This window comes from Streptomyces goshikiensis (assembly GCF_014650555.1).
Lineage (GTDB): Bacteria > Actinomycetota > Actinomycetes > Streptomycetales > Streptomycetaceae > Streptomyces > Streptomyces goshikiensis.
In genome coordinates, this window is the sequence record NZ_BMVE01000015.1 from 88,263 (window position 1) to 108,215 (window position 19,953).

The 19,953-nt window shown below is 70.9% G+C and carries 25 protein-coding genes; 11 read left to right on the plus strand and 14 right to left on the minus strand.

Annotated elements, in window-relative coordinates; all coding sequences use genetic code 11:
• Positions 1 to 355: 355 nt before the first annotated feature.
• From IE248_RS38305 to IE248_RS31610, 3 genes are all read left to right on the plus strand, one after another.
• A complete protein-coding gene (locus IE248_RS38305; protein WP_190032441.1) occupies positions 356 to 2,074 on the plus strand; it encodes an Ig-like domain repeat protein in 1,719 nt (572 codons plus the stop codon).
• Positions 2,075 to 2,303: 229 nt separating this feature from the next.
• Positions 2,304 to 2,462 carry a DUF7196 family protein gene (locus IE248_RS31605; protein WP_190032442.1) on the plus strand — a complete coding sequence of 53 codons (159 nt, stop codon included), beginning with the start codon at positions 2,304 to 2,306 and terminating at the stop codon, positions 2,460 to 2,462.
• Positions 2,463 to 2,504: 42 nt separating this feature from the next.
• Positions 2,505 to 2,792: a hypothetical protein gene (locus IE248_RS31610; RefSeq protein WP_190032443.1), complete on the plus strand. Its 288-nt coding sequence runs from the start codon at positions 2,505 to 2,507 to the stop codon at positions 2,790 to 2,792.
• Between the two features lie 115 nt (positions 2,793 to 2,907).
• On the opposite strand, the gene zapE is transcribed toward IE248_RS31610, so the two are convergent.
• From zapE to IE248_RS31635, 5 genes are all read right to left on the minus strand, one after another.
• Positions 2,908 to 3,969 carry a cell division protein ZapE gene (gene zapE / locus IE248_RS31615; RefSeq protein WP_229895667.1) on the minus strand — a complete coding sequence of 354 codons (1,062 nt, stop codon included), beginning with the start codon at positions 3,967 to 3,969 and terminating at the stop codon, positions 2,908 to 2,910.
• 189 nt (positions 3,970 to 4,158) lie between these two features.
• The gene (locus IE248_RS31620) at positions 4,159 to 4,632 is read right to left on the minus strand and encodes a nuclear transport factor 2 family protein (RefSeq protein WP_229895668.1); all 474 of its coding nucleotides are present in this window, start codon (positions 4,630 to 4,632) and stop codon (positions 4,159 to 4,161) included.
• A 274-nt stretch (positions 4,633 to 4,906) separates the two neighbouring features.
• Positions 4,907 to 5,452: a DUF3995 domain-containing protein gene (locus tag IE248_RS31625; protein ID WP_190032445.1), complete on the minus strand. Its 546-nt coding sequence runs from the start codon at positions 5,450 to 5,452 to the stop codon at positions 4,907 to 4,909.
• Positions 5,449 to 5,988, minus strand: coding sequence for a hypothetical protein (locus tag IE248_RS31630; protein ID WP_190032446.1), 540 nt, complete (start codon positions 5,986 to 5,988; stop codon positions 5,449 to 5,451). Before IE248_RS31630 ends, IE248_RS31625 begins: the two co-directional genes overlap by 4 nt.
• 301 nt (positions 5,989 to 6,289) lie before the next feature.
• Positions 6,290 to 6,523 carry a hypothetical protein gene (locus IE248_RS31635; RefSeq protein WP_190032447.1) on the minus strand — a complete coding sequence of 78 codons (234 nt, stop codon included), beginning with the start codon at positions 6,521 to 6,523 and terminating at the stop codon, positions 6,290 to 6,292.
• 383 nt (positions 6,524 to 6,906) lie between these two features.
• Here IE248_RS31635 and IE248_RS31640 point away from each other — a divergent pair, with 383 nt between their 5' ends.
• Positions 6,907 to 7,152: a hypothetical protein gene (locus tag IE248_RS31640; protein ID WP_190032448.1), complete on the plus strand. Its 246-nt coding sequence runs from the start codon at positions 6,907 to 6,909 to the stop codon at positions 7,150 to 7,152.
• Here IE248_RS31640 and IE248_RS31645 read toward each other — a convergent pair.
• A complete protein-coding gene (locus tag IE248_RS31645; RefSeq protein ID WP_190032449.1) occupies positions 7,145 to 7,363 on the minus strand; it encodes a three-helix bundle dimerization domain-containing protein in 219 nt (72 codons plus the stop codon). The two genes, IE248_RS31640 and IE248_RS31645, sit on opposite strands and share 8 nt — an antisense overlap.
• A 207-nt stretch (positions 7,364 to 7,570) precedes the next feature.
• On the opposite strand from IE248_RS31645, the gene IE248_RS31650 reads away from it, so the two are divergent.
• On the plus strand, positions 7,571 to 7,840 hold the full coding sequence (locus IE248_RS31650) for a YozE family protein (protein ID WP_229895669.1): 270 nt from the start codon (positions 7,571 to 7,573) through the stop codon (positions 7,838 to 7,840).
• A gap of 593 nt (positions 7,841 to 8,433) precedes the next feature.
• Here the strand turns inward: IE248_RS31650 and IE248_RS31655 are convergent.
• Positions 8,434 to 8,976 carry an SRPBCC family protein gene (locus tag IE248_RS31655; protein ID WP_190032450.1) on the minus strand — a complete coding sequence of 181 codons (543 nt, stop codon included), beginning with the start codon at positions 8,974 to 8,976 and terminating at the stop codon, positions 8,434 to 8,436.
• 135 nt (positions 8,977 to 9,111) lie between these two features.
• Here IE248_RS31655 and IE248_RS31660 point away from each other — a divergent pair, with 135 nt between their 5' ends.
• The 3 genes from IE248_RS31660 to IE248_RS31670 all read left to right on the plus strand — a co-directional run bounded on the left by IE248_RS31660 (position 9,112) and on the right by IE248_RS31670 (position 11,462).
• Positions 9,112 to 9,996 carry a helix-turn-helix domain-containing protein gene (locus IE248_RS31660; protein ID WP_190032451.1) on the plus strand — a complete coding sequence of 295 codons (885 nt, stop codon included), beginning with the start codon at positions 9,112 to 9,114 and terminating at the stop codon, positions 9,994 to 9,996.
• A 133-nt stretch (positions 9,997 to 10,129) separates the two neighbouring features.
• Positions 10,130 to 11,095, plus strand: a complete 966-nt coding sequence (locus IE248_RS31665) for an SMP-30/gluconolactonase/LRE family protein (RefSeq protein WP_190032452.1) — start codon at positions 10,130 to 10,132, stop codon at positions 11,093 to 11,095.
• A gap of 25 nt (positions 11,096 to 11,120) precedes the next feature.
• Positions 11,121 to 11,462 (plus strand): hypothetical protein, encoded by a 342-nt coding sequence (locus IE248_RS31670; RefSeq protein WP_190032453.1) that lies wholly within the window; start codon positions 11,121 to 11,123, stop codon positions 11,460 to 11,462.
• Here IE248_RS31670 and IE248_RS31675 read toward each other — a convergent pair.
• The 5 genes from IE248_RS31675 to IE248_RS31695 form a co-directional block, all read right to left on the minus strand.
• Positions 11,455 to 12,126 carry a DUF4232 domain-containing protein gene (locus IE248_RS31675; RefSeq protein WP_190032454.1) on the minus strand — a complete coding sequence of 224 codons (672 nt, stop codon included), beginning with the start codon at positions 12,124 to 12,126 and terminating at the stop codon, positions 11,455 to 11,457. The genes IE248_RS31670 and IE248_RS31675 overlap by 8 nt on opposite strands.
• Positions 12,127 to 12,483: 357 nt before the next feature.
• Positions 12,484 to 13,251: a dienelactone hydrolase family protein gene (locus tag IE248_RS31680; RefSeq protein ID WP_190032455.1), complete on the minus strand. Its 768-nt coding sequence runs from the start codon at positions 13,249 to 13,251 to the stop codon at positions 12,484 to 12,486.
• A 100-nt stretch (positions 13,252 to 13,351) separates the two neighbouring features.
• The gene (locus IE248_RS31685) at positions 13,352 to 14,218 is read right to left on the minus strand and encodes an NmrA family NAD(P)-binding protein (RefSeq protein ID WP_190032456.1); all 867 of its coding nucleotides are present in this window, start codon (positions 14,216 to 14,218) and stop codon (positions 13,352 to 13,354) included.
• A gap of 101 nt (positions 14,219 to 14,319) precedes the next feature.
• Positions 14,320 to 14,784 carry a hypothetical protein gene (locus IE248_RS31690; RefSeq protein WP_190032457.1) on the minus strand — a complete coding sequence of 155 codons (465 nt, stop codon included), beginning with the start codon at positions 14,782 to 14,784 and terminating at the stop codon, positions 14,320 to 14,322.
• A gap of 146 nt (positions 14,785 to 14,930) precedes the next feature.
• Positions 14,931 to 15,449, minus strand: a complete 519-nt coding sequence (locus tag IE248_RS31695; RefSeq protein ID WP_073795690.1) for a MarR family winged helix-turn-helix transcriptional regulator — start codon at positions 15,447 to 15,449, stop codon at positions 14,931 to 14,933.
• Between the two features lie 158 nt (positions 15,450 to 15,607).
• On the opposite strand from IE248_RS31695, the gene IE248_RS31700 reads away from it, so the two are divergent.
• The 3 genes from IE248_RS31700 to IE248_RS31710 are packed head-to-tail and all read left to right on the plus strand — an operon-like array spanning position 15,608 to position 17,823.
• Positions 15,608 to 16,066, plus strand: coding sequence for a MarR family winged helix-turn-helix transcriptional regulator (locus IE248_RS31700; protein ID WP_229895670.1), 459 nt, complete (start codon positions 15,608 to 15,610; stop codon positions 16,064 to 16,066).
• Positions 16,063 to 17,496 (plus strand): MFS transporter, encoded by a 1,434-nt coding sequence (locus tag IE248_RS31705; RefSeq protein ID WP_190032458.1) that lies wholly within the window; start codon positions 16,063 to 16,065, stop codon positions 17,494 to 17,496. The genes IE248_RS31700 and IE248_RS31705 overlap by 4 nt, the downstream gene beginning before the upstream one ends.
• A gap of 33 nt (positions 17,497 to 17,529) precedes the next feature.
• Complete coding sequence (locus tag IE248_RS31710; RefSeq protein WP_008735038.1) at positions 17,530 to 17,823, plus strand: DUF1330 domain-containing protein; 294 nt, start codon at positions 17,530 to 17,532, stop codon at positions 17,821 to 17,823.
• 177 nt (positions 17,824 to 18,000) lie between these two features.
• Here the strand turns inward: IE248_RS31710 and IE248_RS31715 are convergent, their stop codons facing one another.
• Both IE248_RS31715 and IE248_RS31720 read right to left on the minus strand, forming a co-directional pair.
• A complete protein-coding gene (locus IE248_RS31715) occupies positions 18,001 to 18,990 on the minus strand; it encodes an aldo/keto reductase (RefSeq protein ID WP_190032459.1) in 990 nt (329 codons plus the stop codon).
• 476 nt (positions 18,991 to 19,466) lie between these two features.
• Positions 19,467 to 19,922, minus strand: coding sequence for a DUF3592 domain-containing protein (locus tag IE248_RS31720; RefSeq protein ID WP_037789720.1), 456 nt, complete (start codon positions 19,920 to 19,922; stop codon positions 19,467 to 19,469).
• Positions 19,923 to 19,953: the final 31 nt, after the last annotated feature.

Here is a 19,953-nt window from a genome sequence, read left to right on the forward strand (position 1 = left end):
GGGCCGACCTGCACCTTTCGACGCTTCACAGCCAACCGTGCACGGGCCCGATACCTGTACGCCGGGGGCGTCGCATGGGGGCCGGGGGCTGTACGCGCCGCCGACGCACGCTGCGCCATCCGGGTTAACCCGGTCGTCAGCCGTAGCGGGGCGTCCCGCCGTTCCCTTCAATCGGTGCTGACGAACGGTGGGGTGCCCATCCCCTGTCGGGGACCATGGGCGGCTGCCGGCGTGATGCGGCTCGCCGTGTTCTTCAGGGCACCCCCGACAGGTGTGCGCATGGATGGCTCCCTGCCCTCCCGTGTGCAGCAGCTCCCCGCCTCCTTTACGGAGCCTTCGAAAGGGGCTGTCCAACATGGCACTCGCTCTCACTCTCACCCCGGCAACCGTCGCGGTGGGCCAGGCCTTCACAGCTGCCGTCACCGGTGCCGCACCGGCAGAATTGATCACCTTCACCTACGACACGGTGACCCCGCAGACGGCAATTGCCGACGCCCTCGGCAATGCGAGCGTCACTTTCACAGCAACCGAGCCGGGCACGGTAGTTGCTGCCGGTGCCACGAGTGGCGCCGCCACGGCGACCCTGACGATCACGGTCGCATCGGACTGTGTGGTCACCCTGTCGTCCGCGCCGGCCAACCCGACCGCGGGCCAGCCGGTGACCTTCACCGCCACCGTCACCTGTGACGGTGTACCCGTCTCCGGGGCGACCGTGGTCTTCGCCACGGCCAGCGGCTCCCTGGGCGTTGGCATCACCACCGCGGCGGGCGAGGCCACCGTCACCACCAGCCTGCTGCCGGTCGGCGCCAACGTGGTCACGGCCACCGTGATCGCCGCCACCACCACCTGCATCTGCATCGGCATCAGTGCGACGGCAACCGTGGACGTCACCGCGCCGCAGAACTGCGTGGTCACGCTGACCTCCGTACCGGCCAACCCGACCGCGGGCCAGCCGGTGACCCTCACCGCCACCGTCACCTGCGGTGGAGTCCCCGTCCCGGGCGCGACCGTGGTCTTCGCCACTACCAGCGGCTCCCTGGGTGTCGGCGTCACTACTGCGGCGGGTCAGGCCACCGTCACCACCAGCCTGCTGCCGGTCGGCGCCAGCGTCGTCACGGCCACCGTGATCGCGGCCACCACCACCTGCACCTGTATCGGCGTAGCGGTCACCGCAACCGTGACCGTCACCGCCGCACAGAGCTGCGCCGTCACCCTCACCTCCGCACCGGCCAACCCGACCGCGGGCCAGCCGGTGACCCTCACCGCCACCGTCACCTGCGGTGGAGTCCCCGTCCCGGGCGCGACCGTGCTCTTCGCCACCACCAGCGGTCCGCTCGGCATCGGGGTCACCACAGCGGCGGGCCAGGCCACCCTCACCACCAGCCTGCTGCCGGCCGGGGTCAACGTCGTCACGGCCACCGTGATCGCCGCCACCACCACCTGCACCTGCATCGGCGTCGCCGCCACCGCAACCGTCACCGTCACCGCCGCTCCGAGCTGCGCCGTCACCGTGACGTCCACGCCCGCCACCCCGGCCGCGGGCCAGCCGGTGACCGTCACCGCCACCGTCACCTGCGGCGGCGCCCCGGTCCTGGGCGCGACCGTCCTGTTCAGCACCGCCAGTGGTCCGCTCGGCATCGGCATCACGAATGCGGCGGGGCAGGCGACCGTCACCAGCAGCACGCTGCCCGTCGGCAGCACCACCGTCACCGCCACTGTGCTCACCGCTACCGGCACCTGCTCCTGCGCCGGCACCTCCGGGACCGGGACCGTGACCGTGGGCGCGCCGACCGGGCTCACGGCACACCCCGCCTGCTACCGGCTCAACGTCCCCCCGCTGCCCTGGGCCTTCGCCACCGCCACCTTCAGCGCGAGTGGCGCGACTCCCGGCGCTACGGTCACCTTCCACCTGGACGGCCCCGCCGGCCCGGTGGTGTGCACCGCCGTCGCGAACGCGAGCGGCAACGCCAGTTGCACGGCCACCCTCACCATCACGCAGGTGCTGTTCGCCGGCTACACCGCGACCAGCGGCGGCGTCTCCTCGTCCAGCACCCTGTCCATCTGCCTCCCCTGAGGCCCGGCACCGGCTCGCGCACCGCGGCCGGAGACGTACCGCAGCTCACCTGAACCAGTGCGTTCGACAGGGGAGTTGAGGAGCCAGTCGAAAGAACAGTCGTCCCCCGTAGTGCAAGTACGGGGGACGACTGCCGGAGCACAAGGATAAGCCGTGCGGTACGGCGGTACGGCGGTATGCCGACCGGGCCGCCGCCCCTCACCGCAGGAAGTCACAGAAGGAGCAGAACATGGCCTGCAATTGCGGTGGCGCTACCCGCCCGACCGTCATCATCTACCAGCTGAACCTGCCCGACGGCTCCGTGCGCCAGTACCACACCTGGCAGGAGGCCGACGCGGCCAACCAGCGCGTGGGCGGCCTCGGCACCATCCTCGTCATCAATCAGTAACGACGACCAGCCGGGTGCATTCACGGTGACGGGGTGGATCTCATGAGCCTTGTGGAGTTTCTCCTTTGCCTCGGCACGACGTGCCGCATCACCAGATTCCTCACGAAGGACACGCTGGCGGCGGGATTCCGTTCCTGGGTGGCCGGACGCTTCGGTGACGATTCCAAACCCGCCAGCCTGGTCGGCTGCAGCTGGTGTTCGAGCATTTGGGTGGCTTCCGCCACCGCCCTGTTCGCCCACTGGGTCGGAGGGACAACCGGATTCCAGATCACCGCGACGGCGTTGTCCCTCTCCTACCTCGCCGGGCTGGCTTCCCGGTGGCTCGATTGATTCCGGAACGGTGAGAGGCGGGGAGGGGCCCCTACGTGCTTGACCGCCCGCGCCACGATTCTGGGCCGGGGGCGTCGACTCGCAAACCCGGGCCCGGGCGCCCTGGTGGCCGGGCTCACTTCGTGCGCCGGAGCATCGCGAGCCGGCTCGTCGTGCGGTCCAGGTCGCGTGTCAGGGCTTGGCCGTCGGGGAGGGAGGTCAGCGGGTCGGAGCCGATGAGGATCAGCCGGGCGTCGCGGTCGCAGGCAACGTCCACGAGGTTCGCGAACCGCTGCCGTCCGTCTGCGGAGGCTTCGGCCAGCGGGGGGACGCCGTCCAGGACCAGGGTGTCGAACCGTTCGGTGAGGGCCAGGTAGTCGGGCACCGCCGTCGCGGTCTCGCACAGCGCGTCGAAGCTGAACCACACGAGTTCGCCGCGGACCGCGCGGGCCGGGAGCTCCCGCAGATGGGTCAGGACAGGAGTGGCCTCCGCGGGCGCCGGGACGGCGAAGCCCAGTGCCTCCAGGGCGGCGTCCCCTGGGGGCAGGCACAGGCCCGTCGCGAACCGGCGGCCACCGGGCTCCGGCTGAGGCGCCGCCAGCCGGCGGAAGTCCACCGGCCCCGAGACGTCCAGGACGTCCATCCGATCCTGTATGAGCTTGATGGTGGGCTCGAACAAGTGGTGGTAGAGCGGATCCGGCATCAGTCCGGCGGGCGGGTAGTTGGAGGTGGTGACCAGGGTGATCCGGCGGTCGAGGAGCGTCTTGAAGAGGCGGGCGATCAGCATCGCATCGCCCGCGTCGTGTGCATGGAACTCGTCGAACACCAGGACCCGGCTGTCCCCGATCAGCTCGTCGAGAGCGCTGTCGACAGCGCTCTGCCCGTCGTGGCGGGCGCTCGGTCGGGACACTCCGTCGTGCAGCCGCCGGAAGAAGTCGTGAAAGTGCAGACGGCGTTTACGCCCGGCCGGCAGTCCTTCGTAGAAGGTGTCCACCAGCCAGCTCTTCCCCCGACCCACCGGGCCCCAGACGTACAGGTCGCGGGGTGGCCTGGGGAACGTCCAGGCCGGGCGGGCGAGTTCGGCCGCAAGGTGGGCCAAGCGCTCGACGGCGGCCTCCTGCGCCGGGGCGACCGAGAACCCGCACCGCGCCGCGGCCTGGTGGAAATGGCGGCGCATGGCTTGCTCGTGCTGGGGCATCGGTCTGCTCATCCGTTCGTGTGCTGGTTTCGGTCGAGGCACCGGCCGAGGGGGGCAGGCGGTTTCGGGGGGCGCGGTCGAGTTTGCGCATCCAACCACCACTGACGCCGCACGAGTCCCATGCCCCACCACGAGAACATCATCGGGGATCAAGATCCACCGCCGCACCGCCAACCATGCACGAGTGCGCTAGCGGTAGAAGGTTCGGCCAGCGGCGCCGGAGGACACGGACCACACCTCGCTGATCAAGCCGCCGGTGATCCTCAGGGTGTCCGTCCCGCTCCTGGCGACGGGCCGGCCGTCCTCGTCCGGGACGGTAGCGAGATAGGGGCGGGCAACGAGGCCGGTCGGTGTGCCATCGACAAGCGCGAGGTCCACGACGGCCGAGCCTTCGGTCACGAAGCGAAGCCCGCGGCGCCCTTGGTGCCAGGCCGCGATGATGTCGGCGAGTTGCTGTGGAGTGCGGACATCGTCGAAGGCCTCGGTGCCTGCCTGGGCATAACGCAGGACGAATTCCGGCGCCATGATCTTCTCGGCGAGGTCCAGGTCACCGTTCCACATCGCAGTCCACTGGTCGTACATGTGGATGCCGAACTGCCGCACATCGTTGTCGCTCATCAAGATCATCCGTCCCTTCGGGTGCGCGAGGTTCGCGAGGTTCACGAGGTGTCCGCGACAGTAACAAGGGGGTCTGACAACAGTGATCGTCGCCGGGCCCGGGCCAACTCCACCAGCTGCTGCGACAGATCACCGCTGAGTGCCGAGAGACCCTGCTGTCACCTGCCCCAACCCACTTACCAGCGCCGATGTCTGACGTGGCCACAGGCACGCCCGCTGCCGGCCGCCGCGGTCTGTGCCAACGCTGAGGCTGCGAGGCGTGTGGTGGGATCCGAGCCCGCGGTTGGCCAGGGCGGCCGATCGCAGGGTCCTGCCCGCGCTAGCGGGCCGGTCGCCTCGGTGTGGCCCAGGCGGTCGCGCCCCACAGCAGGCCCCAGACCAGGAAGTAGGGTGACCAGAGCAGCAGGTCCACGCGGGAGAGATGGCGCGCGATCTCGGCGTCGGGCGGGTCCACGTGAAGGACGCCCGTCAGCACCATGGCGTCGCCGACGAAGCCGAAGCCCAGCGCGCCGCAGGCTCGCAACACCATGAGGGCGCCGGTGATCCACATCGGCACGGTCAGAAGCCGGCGCGGCAGCACTTGCCCCCAGGGCCGGACCGTGGCGAGCGCCGCCAAGGCGCCCAAGAGGACCAGGCCGACCGATATCCAGTGCCCGGCCATCGTGCCGGGGGTCTGCGCGACAAGCTCCTCACGGCCCGACCGGGGCAGAGGAGCGCTGGAGGTGAGCGCCGTGCCACCCAGCGCCCAGTAGAGTTTCAGCGTTCCGTAGCCGGCGAGGGTCCAGGCACACGTCGCGTAGGCGGCCCATCGGCGTACTGGCCGGGCGCGGCGCGTGGGGCGCCGGCCGTCCGTCACCTCTTTCATTCCGCGCCTCGCGCCGTCTTCACCGCGGCTGTGGCGTTCTGTCCTCGTCGGCGAGTGAAGAGCCAGGCCATGGCCAGCCACAGGCACAGGCCCACGAGGCCCTGCACCGCGGCCCGTCCCGACCAGCCAGGGGTCCCGGAGTCGAGAAGGGCTTCCCGCGCCACGTGGATCTGGCTGACGGCTGCCAGGGCGGCCGTTCCCCACAACCCGAGGAGCAGTAGCGGGCGCGGTATCAGGCCGCCCCATGGACGTACGGCGGCGAGCGCCATGGCGACGGAGAACACGCCCAATGAGGCCAGCACCCACTGCGCGAGCGCGACGTTGGGAGTGTCGCTGTACTGCGAGGCGGTGACCGCTGGGCCGCCGGGAACGCCCAGGCGCCCTTGGGTCGCGTAGTAGCCCTTCCCCGCCGCGTAGATCAGTTGGTCGACGGCGGACAGGTACGCGGGCCAGGCCCACTTCAGGGGCACCGCCTCTGGGCGGCGCGCCGGCCGCCATCGCCGGGTGGCGGCGTGTACCGCTGCTATCGGATTCATGCGCCCGGCACCTGGCTCAGATCAGGACAGCTCGTCATGCGCCCACGATCACGCCTCCACGCACGTCAGGTCTTCGCACTGGAGAGTGATCCGCCTCCCCCGCGCGGGGGAGGCCCGGGCAGAAGCCCTGGCGGGGCTGACGACCGCCACGTGACCTGGAGCCCCCCAGACTCGGCAAGAACAATCCGGTCTTGACCAGTCCCCACCGCGGTTGCCCCGCGGGCACGCCGACGGATCGTGACGTGGAGCCGTCATGCATCTCGGTAGTGGGCGGAACGCGTTCGTTCCTGGCCCAGGGCCTTCACTCTTCCCTGGCCGCGTAGGCGTCGGTGAGGACCGTGCAGGTGCAGTAGTCGTTGTCGGTGCACGGAGTGCCGTACTCGGCACCGTAGGGGCCGAGGCCTGTCATGAGCCGGAGGACCTCGGCGCGTGCGGCCGCGTCGAGAACGGGGGCTGTCGCCCAGGCCTCCGACATGCGTCGCCAGTCGGCCGGATCGTCCCTCAGGTCGGTGACGCTTCGGGAGTCGACGAACAAGGTGTAGAGGGGATGTTCGGGGAAGTCGTTGAGCCGAAGAATCCACCAGCGCCCATCGACCAGGGCCGCATAGGGGAAGACGCTTGTGCCCGTACGATGAAAGACGGCCTGCGGGGGCCAAGCGGGGAAGGCACCCGTCCTGTCGGTAGCGGGCACGGCGGGGGCACTCAGACTCCGGCGCAGGCGCCGCCAGCGGGACTCGGTCGGATCAGTCGTCACACGGCCATCCTGCTGTCTTCCGAGCCCGTACGCCATGGCCGAGGGATAACCCCCCTCTGCCGTGTGTGGGGGGGGCCGGCCCTGTGGTCCGGGACCGGCCTGATCGCCTCCGCTTCCACGCCCAGCGCGAGGCGCTCGAAGAAGGACGTGCAGCGCCGGAGCCTGTGGGCCAGGTCGTCCACGGCTGTGGCGGGAAGTTCGCCGACAAGCGCTTAGAGCAGACCGACCGCCGCCGCGACTGGGGCGACGACGACACGCCGCGCGCCGCCTGCCAGGAGCAGAAGGCCGCCACCGAGATGGCGGCGAAGATCGCGTGCACCGCCCGCCGGAGCCCCTCCGTGCCGCGCCTCAGGCCGGCGCAGCACACCGGCGCTCTGGGGAAGTCGTTCACGCCGCCGACCGTCAGGTAGGGCGATCGGTCTGCCCGTCGGAGGGCAGCAGGTCCTTGGCCCTGCGTTCCATCAGGACCGGCAGGTAGGTACGCACTCGCGCGTACCTGAGCTCGTCATAGGCCGTCCGTACTGAGCGTTCCACCAGTCCGGCGTCCAGCTCGGGGTGGGCCTTCATCAGCCGCTCCGTGACATGGCTGATGGTCAGGACATCCTCCGACTCCGCCACCACGCACCTCAGTCTTCCCTCGGGGACCGACACTCCTCAGTCTCCCGGAGTGGCTGTACCCCCGGAAGTCGATCTTCCGCCGCTCTACGCGGCCATCAGCAGGGCCCACGGCTGGAACCACCCGCACCGGACCGGTGAACCGTGGGGCCCGACAGCCTGAAGCGACCATCGCCGCGACCGAAGGCCGGGTGGAAGGTGATCGCGGGCCCCGTGGATCTGGGAGACCGGGTAGCCTGCGCCGAGGCCGGTGACTTCGGAGACAGGGATGGCCCGATGGACGGGTTCACGGCGTGGCTACTCCAACATGCGACGGATCAGGGCTCGACCGGTGAGCTTGCCAGGAAGGCTGCCGCTGATCCGGGTTGGCCCGAAGGCCCGGACCGGTTGCAGACCTTCACGGATCACCTGGAGCGCGGCGGCGCCACTCGAACGGCACTGCAGGACCTCACGGACGCCTGGATCCGCTACGCCTCCCGCTGAAGGCCTTGGCCGATGACGGCCCTCGTCGGCTCGCCTGAGTGAGGGCGGCCCGGGGCTTCTCGTGCGAGTGCGTCACGCTTCTGGTGTCGAAGCGGTGGCGGGAGACCTCGCTGCTGGGCGTCGCGACGCATGACGTACTCGAACATCTGGTCGAGGTCGAAGCTGTCGCCGTTATCGGCCGAACGCGCGCGCCCTGGCTTGGTCCGTCCGGACCTAGGAACCGTGCTGACGGGCTTGCGGTCAGGGTCTCGTTGGAGTGGTGCGGGGGCTGGCGCGCACGGGGGGTGGTCGCGCCAGCCCCCGATGGAGGGCCGCCGGACGGGGCGGTGCGTCGGCGGCCGTGGTGTGTGGGGCCCGGGGACGGCTCGGCCGTTCGAAAACAGGCCGCACGGGGTGGCGGTTGAACTCTAAAGCATTTCGTCGAGGACTACCGCCCCGGGCGAGGTGGACTCGCCCGCAGGGTCAGCGCAGCGGATCGATCGGGGCCGGTCCCGGTATCGGCGGCGCCGGCGCGAGCGCGTTGAGCGCCTTGGGTTCCGGGGACAGGGATGCTCGTCTTCCGACGTGGAACGTCGGCCAGCCCCACCAGCCGATCAGCTGGAGATCCGGCACGGGCTGCGGGTGGTGTCCGGGTGGCGTTCTTCCGCGATCCATCGGGCGAGGGCTACCAGGGTGGTTTCGGCGCTGTCCGCCATGTAGTCGCGCAGTGCGCCGAGGTCGCCTCGGCTGGTGCCCAGCACCGGGTCCAGGCGCAGGAGCTGCCAGCGCTGCCGGACGAGGGTGCCTCGTCCCTGAGGCTGGAAAGTCCAGCTCCATCGCACGATGCCGTCCTCGGCACCGCCGACGACGAAGGTGAACGCGGTGCCGGGGTCGGCCTGCGTGATCTGGGAGCGCGTGGTCCACTGCTTGCCGTCCCTGTGGTTGCGGCCGCTGAACCAGGCGCCGACTCGGGGTCCATCGCCCTGGTCGAAGGCGACGTCAGTGGCGTTCGGGCTCCACCGGCGGATCGCGGACACGTCGCTGACCAGGTCGTATACCCGAGTGGAGGCGGCGTCGACCCAGGCGCGCCTGGTGAAGGCGAAATCCGCCGCGTCCAGGGTCTCGAAGGGGTCGTGTTCGCGGGTTGCGGTACTCAAAGCGTCCTCCTGGACCAGTGCGGGATGGGGGGTGAGGCCCACCTCATCGCCGCGCGGGTCAGAGAGCCAGACCCGCGGATGCCTATCCCCGGCAGGGTGAGGCTGTGCGCCGCGGCTCTCCCCATACTCGGAGCCATGAACGGGACATCACAACTCGGGGACTTCCTGCGGTCGCGGCGCTCCCAGCTGCGGCCCGACGAGGCCGGGGTACCCACCTACGGGGAGCGCCGGCGCGTGCCAGGCCTTCGCCGTGAGGAGCTGGCGATGCTGGCGGGAGTGAGCGCCTCCTACTACGCCCGCCTGGAGCAGGGGCACTCGCTGGGCGCCTCGCCGGAGGTACTGGAGGCGATCGCCCAGGCCCTTCGGCTGGACGAGTCCGAGCGCCGGCACCTGCACGACCTGGCCCGATCGGCCAAGCCCCGCAGCCGGCGGCGCCCCGCGCCAGAGCTGGTGACAGAGCCCACCGCCCAACTGTTGGACGCGCTCGGGGACATCCCCGCGATCGTGATCGGCCGGCGTAGTGACGTCCTGGCGTGGAACCGAATGGGCCACGCGCTGTTCGCCGGACACCTCGACCCCGGTGCCCCGGAGGTACCGGCGGAGCGCCCCAACATGGCCAGGCTGGTGTTCCTCGACGCCCACACCCGCGACCTGTACGCGGACTGGCCGGGCAAGGCCAAGGCGGTGGTGGGGAATCTGCGCCTGGTGGCGGGCCAGTACCCGCAGGACAGTGCACTGCACACGCTGCTGGGTGAGCTGAGCGCGAAGAGCGAGGACTTCGCGTCCATGTGGGCCGACCACCGGGTCAAGGCCTGCGCGGTCGCCGACTACGAGATGAGGCACCCGCTGGTCGGCTCACTGACCGTCATGCAGCAGACCCTGAGCCAGGGGCCGGGCCCCGGCATCGTGGTCGCCACCACTGCGGCTGGCTCACCCTCGCGAGCCGCCCTGGATCTCCTCGCCCAGGCCGTCGCCCGTACCGCCCCTGCCCGTCCGGACAGTCGGCTCAGCACCGGCTGACTTCCCCACACCACCCCTTCCTCCGGTCGGCCCGTACCCGCGTGTGCAGGTACCCGGCCGGGCGTCCCTCCACCCTCCACCCTCATGCGTCGGCGTGTCGCTGCCGCATGCCCGAAAGCAGTAAAGGATCCCCGTGTTCACCAAGTTCTCCAAGGCCGCTGTGTCAGCCGCCGTCCTGGCCTCCGCCGCAGTCGCGATGGCCACCGCGGCCCCGGCGTCAGCCGTCTCCGCCCCGCTCAAGTGCGCGCGTACCGCAGTGCACTTCGACCTGGCCAAGGGCCAGACACCGGAGAACGTCACCCTGGCTCCCGACGGCACCGCGTACGTCACCCTCGCCAAGGCCCGCCAGATCGCCGCGGTCTCCCGCGGTGGCAGCGTACGGATCCTGGCCACCCTCCCCGAACCCGCCGACGGCGGCGTCCACACCCCGGCCCTGGGCTTCCCCCTGACCACCGGCATCGTCCGTGCCCACGACGGCACCCTGTACTTCCTCTACGCCACCGGCACCGCGGACCTGACCGGCGTATGGCGCCTGCGCCCGGGCGGCCGCCCGCAGCGCATCGCCGCACTGCCCGCCACCGGCCTGCCCAACGGCCTGGCCCTGGAAGCCCGCACCCACACCCTGTACATCACCGATTCCGTCCTCGGCACCGTCTGGCGCGTGCCCGCCTCCGGTGGCACCGCCACCACCTGGTCCACCGACCCGGCGCTGGCACCCACCGGGTTCCTCGGGGCCAACGGCCTGAAAATCCACAACGGAGCGCTTTGGGCAACCAACCTCGACAAGGGCACCGTCCTGCGCATCCCGATCCTCGCCGACGGGCGCGCCGGCACCGCCCGAGTCACCGCCACCGGCCTACCCGGGATCGACGACTTCGCATTCACCGGCCACGGCGACCAGATCATCGCCGCCCTCAACACCGTCAACCAGGTCGCCCTGATCCAGCCCGACGGCCTCCACACCACCGTCCTGACCGCGGCCGACGGCCTCCAGGGCCCGACCTCCATCGCGCTACGCGGCGACACCGTCCACGTCATGAGCGCGGCCTACCTCACCGCCAAGGACCCCAACCTGATCCTCGCCCACCTGGGCGGCTGAGTCTGCCCTGGCTGCCGCATGCGGCATGGTCATCGCGTTACCCGGCCAGGCGTCGGCCGCCGAGATCAGCTGCATCGTCAACTCCGTCGCGGTGTCGGGGTCGACGATCAGCGGCACCAGCGGTGACGACACGATCCGCTGCTACGAAGGCGTCGCCCGCGGCGTTTCCATCGAGGCCGGGGCCGGGAACGACACCATCTTCGGGGAGGCAACGGCGGCCCCGGACGCCCTGGCGGAGTCGCCGGCCTGGGCAACAACGGGACCGTCACCGGCAACATCACCGCCCTCAACTGCACCACCGGCCCCACCCTCCCCTGACCCAGCCGCGCACACCGCCGGTGGCGGCGCGGATCACGGGCTCACCTGACGGGGACGGCGTCCTTCGGGGAGGTGTGCCAGTTGGTGACGACCGGGCGGTCGACCGTGATGGTGCCGACCGGCAGGGAAACCGGGTCGGGGTCGTTGTTGCCGACGGCGACGATGATGCTGTCCAGCTCCTTGCCGCCGTTCTCCTTGGTGGTCTTCGGGTTCACCCCGGCGTAGGCGGCGGTGCTCCCGCTCAGCTTGATCTGCTTGCCGACGGACTGCTCCGCGGGGCCCGCCTCGGTGCCGTCGGAGCCGAACGCGACGGTCGGCAGCGCGGCGGGCAGGTAGCAGGTGATTCCGGGCTTCGCCTTCGCGGTGATCAGGATGTATCCGCCGGCCTGGCTCTCGGACTTGGTGCTCCACGCGATGTCGCCGGCGCCGCAGACCTGCCCGACCGGCTTCTGCCCGCTGTTGCCGGTGGCGGCGCCGGAGCCGGCCGCGGTTCCCTTGCCCGTCGCGTCGGCGCCCTTGGCGTTGCCCTGCTTGCTCGCCGGGGCCGGTGAGCCGGACGGGGCGCCCGCCTTGCCGGCCGGAGCTGAGGCGGAAGAGCCCGGGGCGGCGCCGGTGTCCGTGGTCGCGTCCGAGTCCTGGCACGCCGTCATCAGCATGGCGCCACCGATGAGGGCTGCCGAGACGAGAAAGGCCTTGCGACGGTTGCCGGACATGAAGGATCCCCTTGGTGGTCAGTGGGTGAGGCCGAACTGGTTCGGTTCCTCGGCGCTTGCTTGATCACTATGAGGGAGCCGAGACCGAGAGGACCCCAGTGTTCTCGCTCCACGACACTGCTGTCACAGACTGGTGACATGATCACGAAACATCGGCGGCCGGCGACGGCAGAGCAGGCCGTCCACGAAGTGCGGGGCAGCCGGGGCTGGGGTCCGTCAGCCTGAGGCGGGGCAGGAGCTGGGCGGTGCCGGACTGCCAGTGGAGCCGCTCGGTCGCCCCGCTTTCCATTTACGTCTCCGCGATCGAGTAACCGCCCGAATGGGCTTCTGCTGTGCGGACTTGAGGGGAGGGGGCTGTCAGTGCCCGGGGTCGGCATGCTCGCCTGGGTCATGCCCCAGGTCCTCCGTCACGGGCAGGCACTCGGCGAGCAGGTCGACGACGTCGCGCCAGGCCCGCTGCGCGTGCCGTGGGTGGTAGCCGACGCCGGGGACCACGGGGTGGTCGACCGGCGGGTGGTGGAAGGCGTGCAAGGCGCCGCCGTAGACCGTGAGGCGCCAGTCGACGCCCGCGGCCTGCATCTCAGCGGTGAACGCGTTCCGTTGCGCGGGCGGCATGATGGGGTCTTCCGACCCGACCCCGGCCCACACCGGGCAGCCAATGCGCGCCGACTCGCCCGGTCGGCCCGTGGTAGTTGCGTTGACCGTCCCGATCGCGCGCAGGCTGACGCCGCCGCGCCCGAGTTCCAGCCCGACGGCGCCCCCGGTGCCGTAGCCGACGGCGGCGATCCGGTCGGGGTCGGTCCGCGGTTCGGTGCGCAACACGTCGAGCGCCGCATGGCCGATGCCCCGCATCCGGTCCGGATCGGCGAGCAGCGGCAGGCAACGGGCCAGCATCTCCTCGGGGTCGCCCAGATAGCGCCCGCCGTGAAGGTCGAAGGCCAGCGCCACGTATCCCAGTTCGGCGAGAGCATCGGCCCGTTGGCGCTCGACGTCGCTGAGCCCCATGCCCTCGGGTCCGAGGAGCACCGCGGGCCGACGGTCGACGCCGGCCGGGAGCGCGAGGTGCCCGATCATCGTCAAACCGTCGGCCGGGTACTCGACCGTACGCGTCGTAATCGTCGTCATGAGACTTGACTGTAGTGATCGTCGAGCCCGGTACGGCCGCTGTTCTGCCGCTGGCAGAACAGCGCGGCAGCGCTGTCGGATCACCTACGTGAGCGGCGTCTCATCGGCGGAAGTGGGCGTGCTGTTCGTGCAGGAAGGCGTCGAGGGTGCGGGGCCGGCGGCCGAGGATGTCGGTGACGGTCGTGGTGGGAGTTTCGGGTCGGGCGATGGCGAGTTGCTGGATCTCCGTCACGTGCTGGGCGAGCCAGGTGGGCATACGGGCGTGGTGGATGAGGTTGGCGCGCAGCTCGTCCGGGGTGAGGTTGACGTAGCGGATCTGGTTGCCGGTCAGGGTGGACAGACGTGAAGCGAGTTCGGGGTAGGCGACGGCTTCGGGCCCGGTCAGGGCGTAGGTGCCGCCGGCGATGTCGGGCCTGGTGAGGGCAGCGGCGGCGACGTCGCCGATGTCGCGGCAGTCGATGTAGTTGCAGGGCGCGTCGCCCATCGTGCCGACGATGACGCCCTGGGCGACGGTGGGGGCCAGACGCAGGAGGTTCTGCATGAACGCGTAGGGGCGCAAGACGGTGTGGGTGAGGCCGCTGGCGCGCAGGTGTTCCTCGACGGCGTGGTGTCCGCGGGAGATGGCGACCGGGGAGTCGGGTTCGGCGGCGGGTGCGGAGATCTTGACGATGTGTCCGATGCCCGTGTGGGCGGCGATGTCGATGACGCGGGTTTCGAGTTCGACCTGTGCGGGGCTGTTGGCCATGGCGAGGAAGAGCTGGCCGGCGCCCTTGAAGGCGGTGCGCAGCGAGTGGGGGTCGGCGGCGTCGGCGTACTGGACCTCGACGGGCGGTTGGTGTGCGCCGGTTGTGCCGGGGATCGGCCTGTGCGGGGTGCGGGTCAGTGCGCGGACGGGTGTACCGAGTGCGAGGAGGCTGCGGAGCAGGGCGTTCCCGGTTGCTCCGGTCGCTCCCATGACAACGATCATCGTGTGCTCATTCCTTGGTGACTTCCCGGCGGCGGGTGCTACCGGAGATGGGCTCGGTCGGGCTTGGGCTCGTGGGGTGGGTAGGCCCGGTGCCGGGTGGGCTATGCCGGGGATGCTGCGGCGGTGCTGCGCCAGCGCAGGGTGACGATGGTGGTGGCGAGGGCCGCGGAGACGGGCAGGTCGATGCGCAGGCGCTCCAGCCACGGGGTGGCGGGGATCGGGGTGTGGGCGGGCAGCCATTGGGAGGTGAGCCATCCCAGCAGGGCTGCCGCGCCGACGGTGGCGATGACGAGTGCCGCGGTCAGGACGACGCGAGGCGTGGTGGTGGTCCACCGTCGGGGCCGGCCGCCGTGCCGCAGCCAGGTGCCGACCAGGAACGCCACCACGGCGGAGGTGCCGGCGATGGAGGTGCAGGCGGCCACGGCCAAGTCCCGCTGCCCGGTGACGACTCCGGCGGTACCGGCCATCAGCGCGGGGGCGGCGTAGGCGGTCAGTACCTCGCGCCAGAGGATGAACGGCCGGGAGGATGCCCGGTTTCGGCTGGTTCTGTCCTTCGTTGCGGGCATGTTGGCCTCTTTCTCGTTCGTGTGAGGGAAGCGAAGGTTGCGGTGGGGGCGGCAGGCTTACTCCGCCAATGTGATTAGGCAGCTAACTATTACCTCGTAAAAAGGGCCCTGCCCGGAGGGCGGGGCCAAGCAGGCTGAGAGCCGGGTCAGTCGGCGGTCAGAGCCGCGCTGCCGCGCACCACGCGGGCGAGCAGATCCAGGAACACCGCGCGCTCCTCGACGGAGAGCCCGCTCACCATCGCCTCCAGCCGCCCGAAATGCTCGGACGCCATGTCGCGCAGGAGCTGCGCACCGCGCGCGGTCAGGATGGCCACGGTGCCCCGGCCGTCCTCCGTGGACGGGCGGCGGGCGATCAGGCCCGCTCGCTCAAGGCCGTCCAGCAGGCCGGTGACCGTGGCCCTGGAGACGCCGAGGTCGAGCGCGAGGCGTGAGGGGGATTTCTCCCCGCCGTGGTCTTCGAGGTCGGCGAGCAGGCGGTAGCGCCCCGTCGACAAGCCGAACTTGGCGAAGTGCGCCTCGGCCGCCCGGCCGACCCTCGCGCCCGCCGAGATCAGCCGCACCGCGACCAGCACCGCCTGCGGGTCGACCTCCAGGCCGTAGTGCTCGACCTGCCGTCTGGCCTGGTCCAGCGTGGGTGCCTCGCCGTCGGTGTCATCCCTCGTCATGCACATAATATGGCGGCTAATCACTTTGGCTGTCAAGGCGCCTCCTCGGCCGTGGCGCCGACCCGGATCCGGCGGGCCGGCCTGCTCAAGGGGTGCGCCGCCCGCGCCGGTCGAACCATTTACATAGACTGTGAATATAAAAATGCTATGGTTCTGGCATGAGTCGTCAAGACACCGCCACTGGCGCGTCCGCTGCCATCGGGGCAGCCCTCTACGGCCTGGCCACCAGGGCCGCGAGACGCCTGCCCCGGGACATGAGCCTGACGTCCGCCGCCACCCTGGCCACCCTGGACCGGACCGGCCCGCGGCGCATCACCGATCTGGCCGCGGTCGAGGGCGTCACCCAGCCCGCGATGACCGCCCTGGTCCGGGTGTTGGAGGAGTCCGGCCTGGTCGAGCGGCAGGGCGACGCGTCCGACAAGCGGGTCACGCTGGTGTGCCTGACCGAGGCCGGCGCCTCCTATGTCCGGACGCGGCGCCAGGCGGGCGTCCACGCGTTCGAGCGGTTGATCGGCGAGCTCACCGGCGACGAGGTCGACGCGCTGGTGTCGGCCCTTCCCGCGCTGAAGCATCTGGCCGAGCTCGAAAGCCAGGACCGCGAGGAGCCGAAGCGGTGACCGGGCGGCCGGTCGGCGGGGTCGCGGTGGACGCGTTCCCGGCGGCGCGCTCCGAGGCGAGGCTGCTGGTCCCCGCCCTGACGTTCATCGCGCTGGTCGTGGCGGCGGTCGCCAGCCTCGGGACGCCGCTCATCACCAGCGCGGCGACCTCGTTCCACGTCTCGCTCGGCAGCGCGCAGTGGACGCTGACCATCGCACTGCTCAGCGGCGCCGTCGCCACGCCGCTCCTGGGCCGGCTCGGAGCAGGCCCGCACCGGCGGGCCACGATCCTCGCCACCCTCGCGGTCGTCGTCGCCGGCAGCGCCCTCACCGTGCTCCCGCTGCCGTTCGCGTGGCTGCTGGCCGGCAGGGCGGCCCAAGGCGTCGGGCTCGGGCTGACGGCGCTGATGATGGGCGTGGCCCGGGACCACCTCCCCGAGGAGCGCGGCGCGGCCGTGATCGCCCTGATCTCGGTGGTCTCGATCATAGGGGCCGGCGTCGGCTACCCGCTGGCCGCACTGCTGGCCGAGCTCGGCGGGGTACGGGCCGCCTACGGCCTCGGCCTCGTCGTCACCGCCGCCGCCCTCCTGACCGCGTGGCGCTTCATGCCCGAAGCCCCCGAAGGCCGCTCCACCCACGTGGACGTGGCAGGCGCGGTCGTCCTGGCCGCCGCGCTGCTCCTGGTGCTGTTCCTCGCCGGCGAACGGAACCTGTGGAGCCGGCACCTCGCCGTGGCGGCGGGCCTCGCCGTCGTCGCGCTGGTGCTGCTCTGCGTCTGGGCCGTCATCGAGCTGCGCAGCACGACGCCCCTGGTCGATGTGCGGGCGGTGCGGCACCCGGCGGTCGCCGGGGCGAACCTCGCCATGTTCGTCGGCGGGATCGGCATGTACCTCCTGCTCACGCTCATCACCCGCTACGCGCAGACGCCGCACGGCGCCGGCTACGGCTTCGGGCTGACGACCTTCGTCGCCGGGCTGGTCCTCATCCCGTTCTCGGTGCTGGGGTTCGTCGCCGGCAAGCTCACACCGCGGATCCGGACGCGGATCGCCGACCCCCTGCTCCTGGCCGGCAGCGCCGTCGTGGTCGGCGGCGGGTTCGCCCTGTTCGCGGCGGCCCGGTCGGACCTGGCCGAACTGTTCGCGGCGATGGGCGTACTCGGCTTCGGCGTCGGAGGCTTCTCGGCCGCCATGCCCGGCGTCATCCTGGCCGTCACCCCCAAGAGCGAGACGTCGAGCGCCATGAGCTTCAACTACGTCGTCCGCAGCGTCGGGTACTCCCTGGGCAGCGCCATCGGCGGCCTGATCCTCACCGCGGGTACCGGCCCCGGCCACCTCTTCCCCGACGACAGCGCCTACACCACCGCGGCGCTGGTCGGCATCGGCGCCATGGCGATCACGACGCTGACAAGCCTCGCTCTCGCCCGCCGACGCTCGTCCGAGACCAACCCGTAAGTCAGATGCACTCATCCCCACACTGGAGGTTCCATGCCCAAGGGCTACTGGGTCAGCGCCTACCGCACCATTTCAGACCCTGAGAAGCTGGCTGCCTACAACAAGCTGGCCCCTGCGGCCGTCAAGGCCGGGGGCGGCCGGGTCCTCGCCCGTGACGGTCGGATCGTGGCGCATGAAGCCGGAATCGCCGAGCGCACCATCCTGATCGAGTTCGACAGCTTCGAACAGGCCGTCGCGGCGCACGAGAGCGCGGCCTACCAGGAGGCGCTGGCCGCCCTCTCCGACGGCGTCGAGCGCGACTTCCGCATCATCGAAGGCACCGACTGACCGAGGCTCAGCCGGATCTTCACCGAAGCAGCAGGATTCCGGGGCACACCGGCCCGCTTCCGTGAAGGGCGTCACCAGCTGGTTCCCTCACGGCTCACACAAGGGGGCGGGCCCGGAGGTCTCTCCGGGCCCGCCCCCTTGTACGTACGCCGGCCCTTCACCTGCACAGCGGGCGGTTCAGTTGTTGACGAACGTGAGGCTGGTCGCGTCGTAGCGGGTGCCCGCGATCTGCTCGGACGGCGCGGCGGCCTCGATGGCGGCCAAGTCCCCGGGGGACAGCTCGACGGCCAGGGCCGCGAGGTTCTCCTCCAGGTACTGCCGGCGCCGGGTGCCGGGGATCGGCACCACGTCGTCGCCCCGGTGCTGCACCCAGGCCAGGGCGAGCTGGCCGGTGGTGACGCCCTTGGCCGCGGCCAGCTCGTCGATCCGCGCGACGATCGCCAGGTTCCGTTCGAGGTTGCCGTCGGCGAAGCGCGGCTGGCTGCGCCGTACGTCGGTCTCGGCCAGCCCGTCGACCGAGCTGTACCGGCCGGTGAGGAAGCCGCGTCCGAGCGGGGAGAACGGGACCAGGCCGATGCCGAGCTCGCGGCAGACCGGGGCGATCTCGGCCTCCAGATCGCGGGTCCACAGCGACCACTCGCTCTGCAGCGCTGTGATCGGGTGCACCGCGTGTGCCCGCCGGATGGTGCTCGCGCCGGCCTCGGAGAGCCCGAGGTGGCGGACCTTCCCGGCCTGTACCAGTTCGGCCATGGCGCCGACGGTCTCCTCGATGGGGACCTGCGGATCGACGCGGTGCTGGTAGTAGAGGTCGATGTGGTCGACGCCGAGCCGGCGCAACGACGCCTCGCAGGCCTGCCGTACGTAGGCGGCGTCGCCGCGGACCAGGGTGGGCTCGCCGAGGCGGTTGGCGAAGCCGAACTTGGTGGCCAGCACCACCTCGTCGCGGCGCCCGGCGACAGCCCGCCCGATCAGCTCCTCGTTGTGCCCGGCGCCGTAGAAGTCGGCGGTGTCGAGGAGGGTCACCCCGCGGTCGAGGGCGTGGTGCAGGGTCGCGATCGACTGCGCGTCGTCGCTGGCGCCGTAGCCGTGGCTCATGCCCATGCACCCCAGGCCCTGAGCGGAAACCGCCAGGCTGCCGAGGTGCCGGGTGGGGACGTTGGTGGTCATGCCGTTGCCTCCTTGTGCCGAGATCATCTGTCCAGGACGCTAGGTGTTGGAGCGCACTCCATGTCAACTGGCTCCTGCTGCCCTGGAGAAGGGCCCACTCCGCCTCGGACGGTGCCGTTGAGCGGGGAACCCTCGACGTAGCTGTAGCGGCTGGCCCGCAGACCCGATTGCGTCGGGTCGAGTCGCCGGGTATCACGGCTCTCGTAGTGGGTCGCTGGTCGGGTGCGGTCCCGGCACCGACGTCACCGCACCCACCCCGGCGTCCTGGCCCCACCGGTGGACTGATCGCCCCGCAGTCGTGGAAGATCCGCGTCCGCACCCGCGTCGAGTACGGCATCGCACACGTCAGGAACCGGCGGGTACTCGCTCGCCACCACAGCCGACGTGAGCACCTGAGCGACACCACCCGCGGTGCCGACCAGCCAGAGTGACCGCCGGGCCGACCCGCACCTTTCCGTTTCGCACGTCAAGGCCCCTTACAACAGGACCCCCAGGGCGAACCCCAGCCCTATCGCCACGAACAACGCGCCCATTGCGCTGAACAGCCACCAGAAGGCGGTGCCTTCGGCCGGGAGGGTCCAGCGTGACGGGTCTGCCTGGTCGTACCGGACCTCGACGCGGGTACCGACGGGAAGGGTCCTGTCCTTGGGCCGAGCGATGCTCGTCCTGGTTTCCATTGCGCGGCCGTCGCCCGTGCTCCAAGCGATGACCGGGTAGTACACGGTGGTTCCGACGCTCCGGCTGGTGCTGCCGGAATCCGAGGCCGGCGCGATCCGGGTCTCCTCAAGACGGGTCACCACACCCCGCGCGGTACTGCCCTCCCTCAGCAGGAACCGGACGCGTCGGATCTTGAGGGAGGCGACGACGCCGATGACCGACCCCGCGGTGGTGAACACCGATGCGAGGAGCAGGAGGATCTGGGAAGCAGACACAGGGGTCGTCTCGATTCTGGAGCCGAAGAAC

Bases quoted from the DNA above. Each gene is read 5' to 3' on its own strand.
- IE248_RS38305 (WP_190032441.1), top strand. From the start codon at position 356: ATGGCACTCGCTCTCACTCTCACCCCGGCAACCGTCGCGGTGGGCCAG.
- IE248_RS31605 (WP_190032442.1), top strand. From the start codon at position 2,304: ATGGCCTGCAATTGCGGTGGCGCTACCCGCCCGACCGTCATCATCTAC.
- IE248_RS31610 (WP_190032443.1), top strand. From the start codon at position 2,505: ATGAGCCTTGTGGAGTTTCTCCTTTGCCTCGGCACGACGTGCCGCATC.
- zapE (WP_229895667.1), bottom strand. From the start codon at position 3,969: ATGCCCCAGCACGAGCAAGCCATGCGCCGCCATTTCCACCAGGCCGCG.
- IE248_RS31625 (WP_190032445.1), bottom strand. From the start codon at position 5,452: ATGAAAGAGGTGACGGACGGCCGGCGCCCCACGCGCCGCGCCCGGCCA.
- IE248_RS31630 (WP_190032446.1), bottom strand. From the start codon at position 5,988: ATGAATCCGATAGCAGCGGTACACGCCGCCACCCGGCGATGGCGGCCG.
- IE248_RS31660 (WP_190032451.1), top strand. From the start codon at position 9,112: ATGAACGGGACATCACAACTCGGGGACTTCCTGCGGTCGCGGCGCTCC.
- IE248_RS31670 (WP_190032453.1), top strand. From the start codon at position 11,121: ATGGTCATCGCGTTACCCGGCCAGGCGTCGGCCGCCGAGATCAGCTGC.
- IE248_RS31675 (WP_190032454.1), bottom strand. From the start codon at position 12,126: ATGTCCGGCAACCGTCGCAAGGCCTTTCTCGTCTCGGCAGCCCTCATC.
- IE248_RS31680 (WP_190032455.1), bottom strand. From the start codon at position 13,251: ATGACGACGATTACGACGCGTACGGTCGAGTACCCGGCCGACGGTTTG.
- IE248_RS31685 (WP_190032456.1), bottom strand. From the start codon at position 14,218: ATGATCGTTGTCATGGGAGCGACCGGAGCAACCGGGAACGCCCTGCTC.
- IE248_RS31690 (WP_190032457.1), bottom strand. From the start codon at position 14,784: ATGCCCGCAACGAAGGACAGAACCAGCCGAAACCGGGCATCCTCCCGG.
- IE248_RS31695 (WP_073795690.1), bottom strand. From the start codon at position 15,449: ATGACGAGGGATGACACCGACGGCGAGGCACCCACGCTGGACCAGGCC.
- IE248_RS31700 (WP_229895670.1), top strand. From the start codon at position 15,608: ATGAGTCGTCAAGACACCGCCACTGGCGCGTCCGCTGCCATCGGGGCA.
- IE248_RS31710 (WP_008735038.1), top strand. From the start codon at position 17,530: ATGCCCAAGGGCTACTGGGTCAGCGCCTACCGCACCATTTCAGACCCT.
- IE248_RS31715 (WP_190032459.1), bottom strand. From the start codon at position 18,990: ATGACCACCAACGTCCCCACCCGGCACCTCGGCAGCCTGGCGGTTTCC.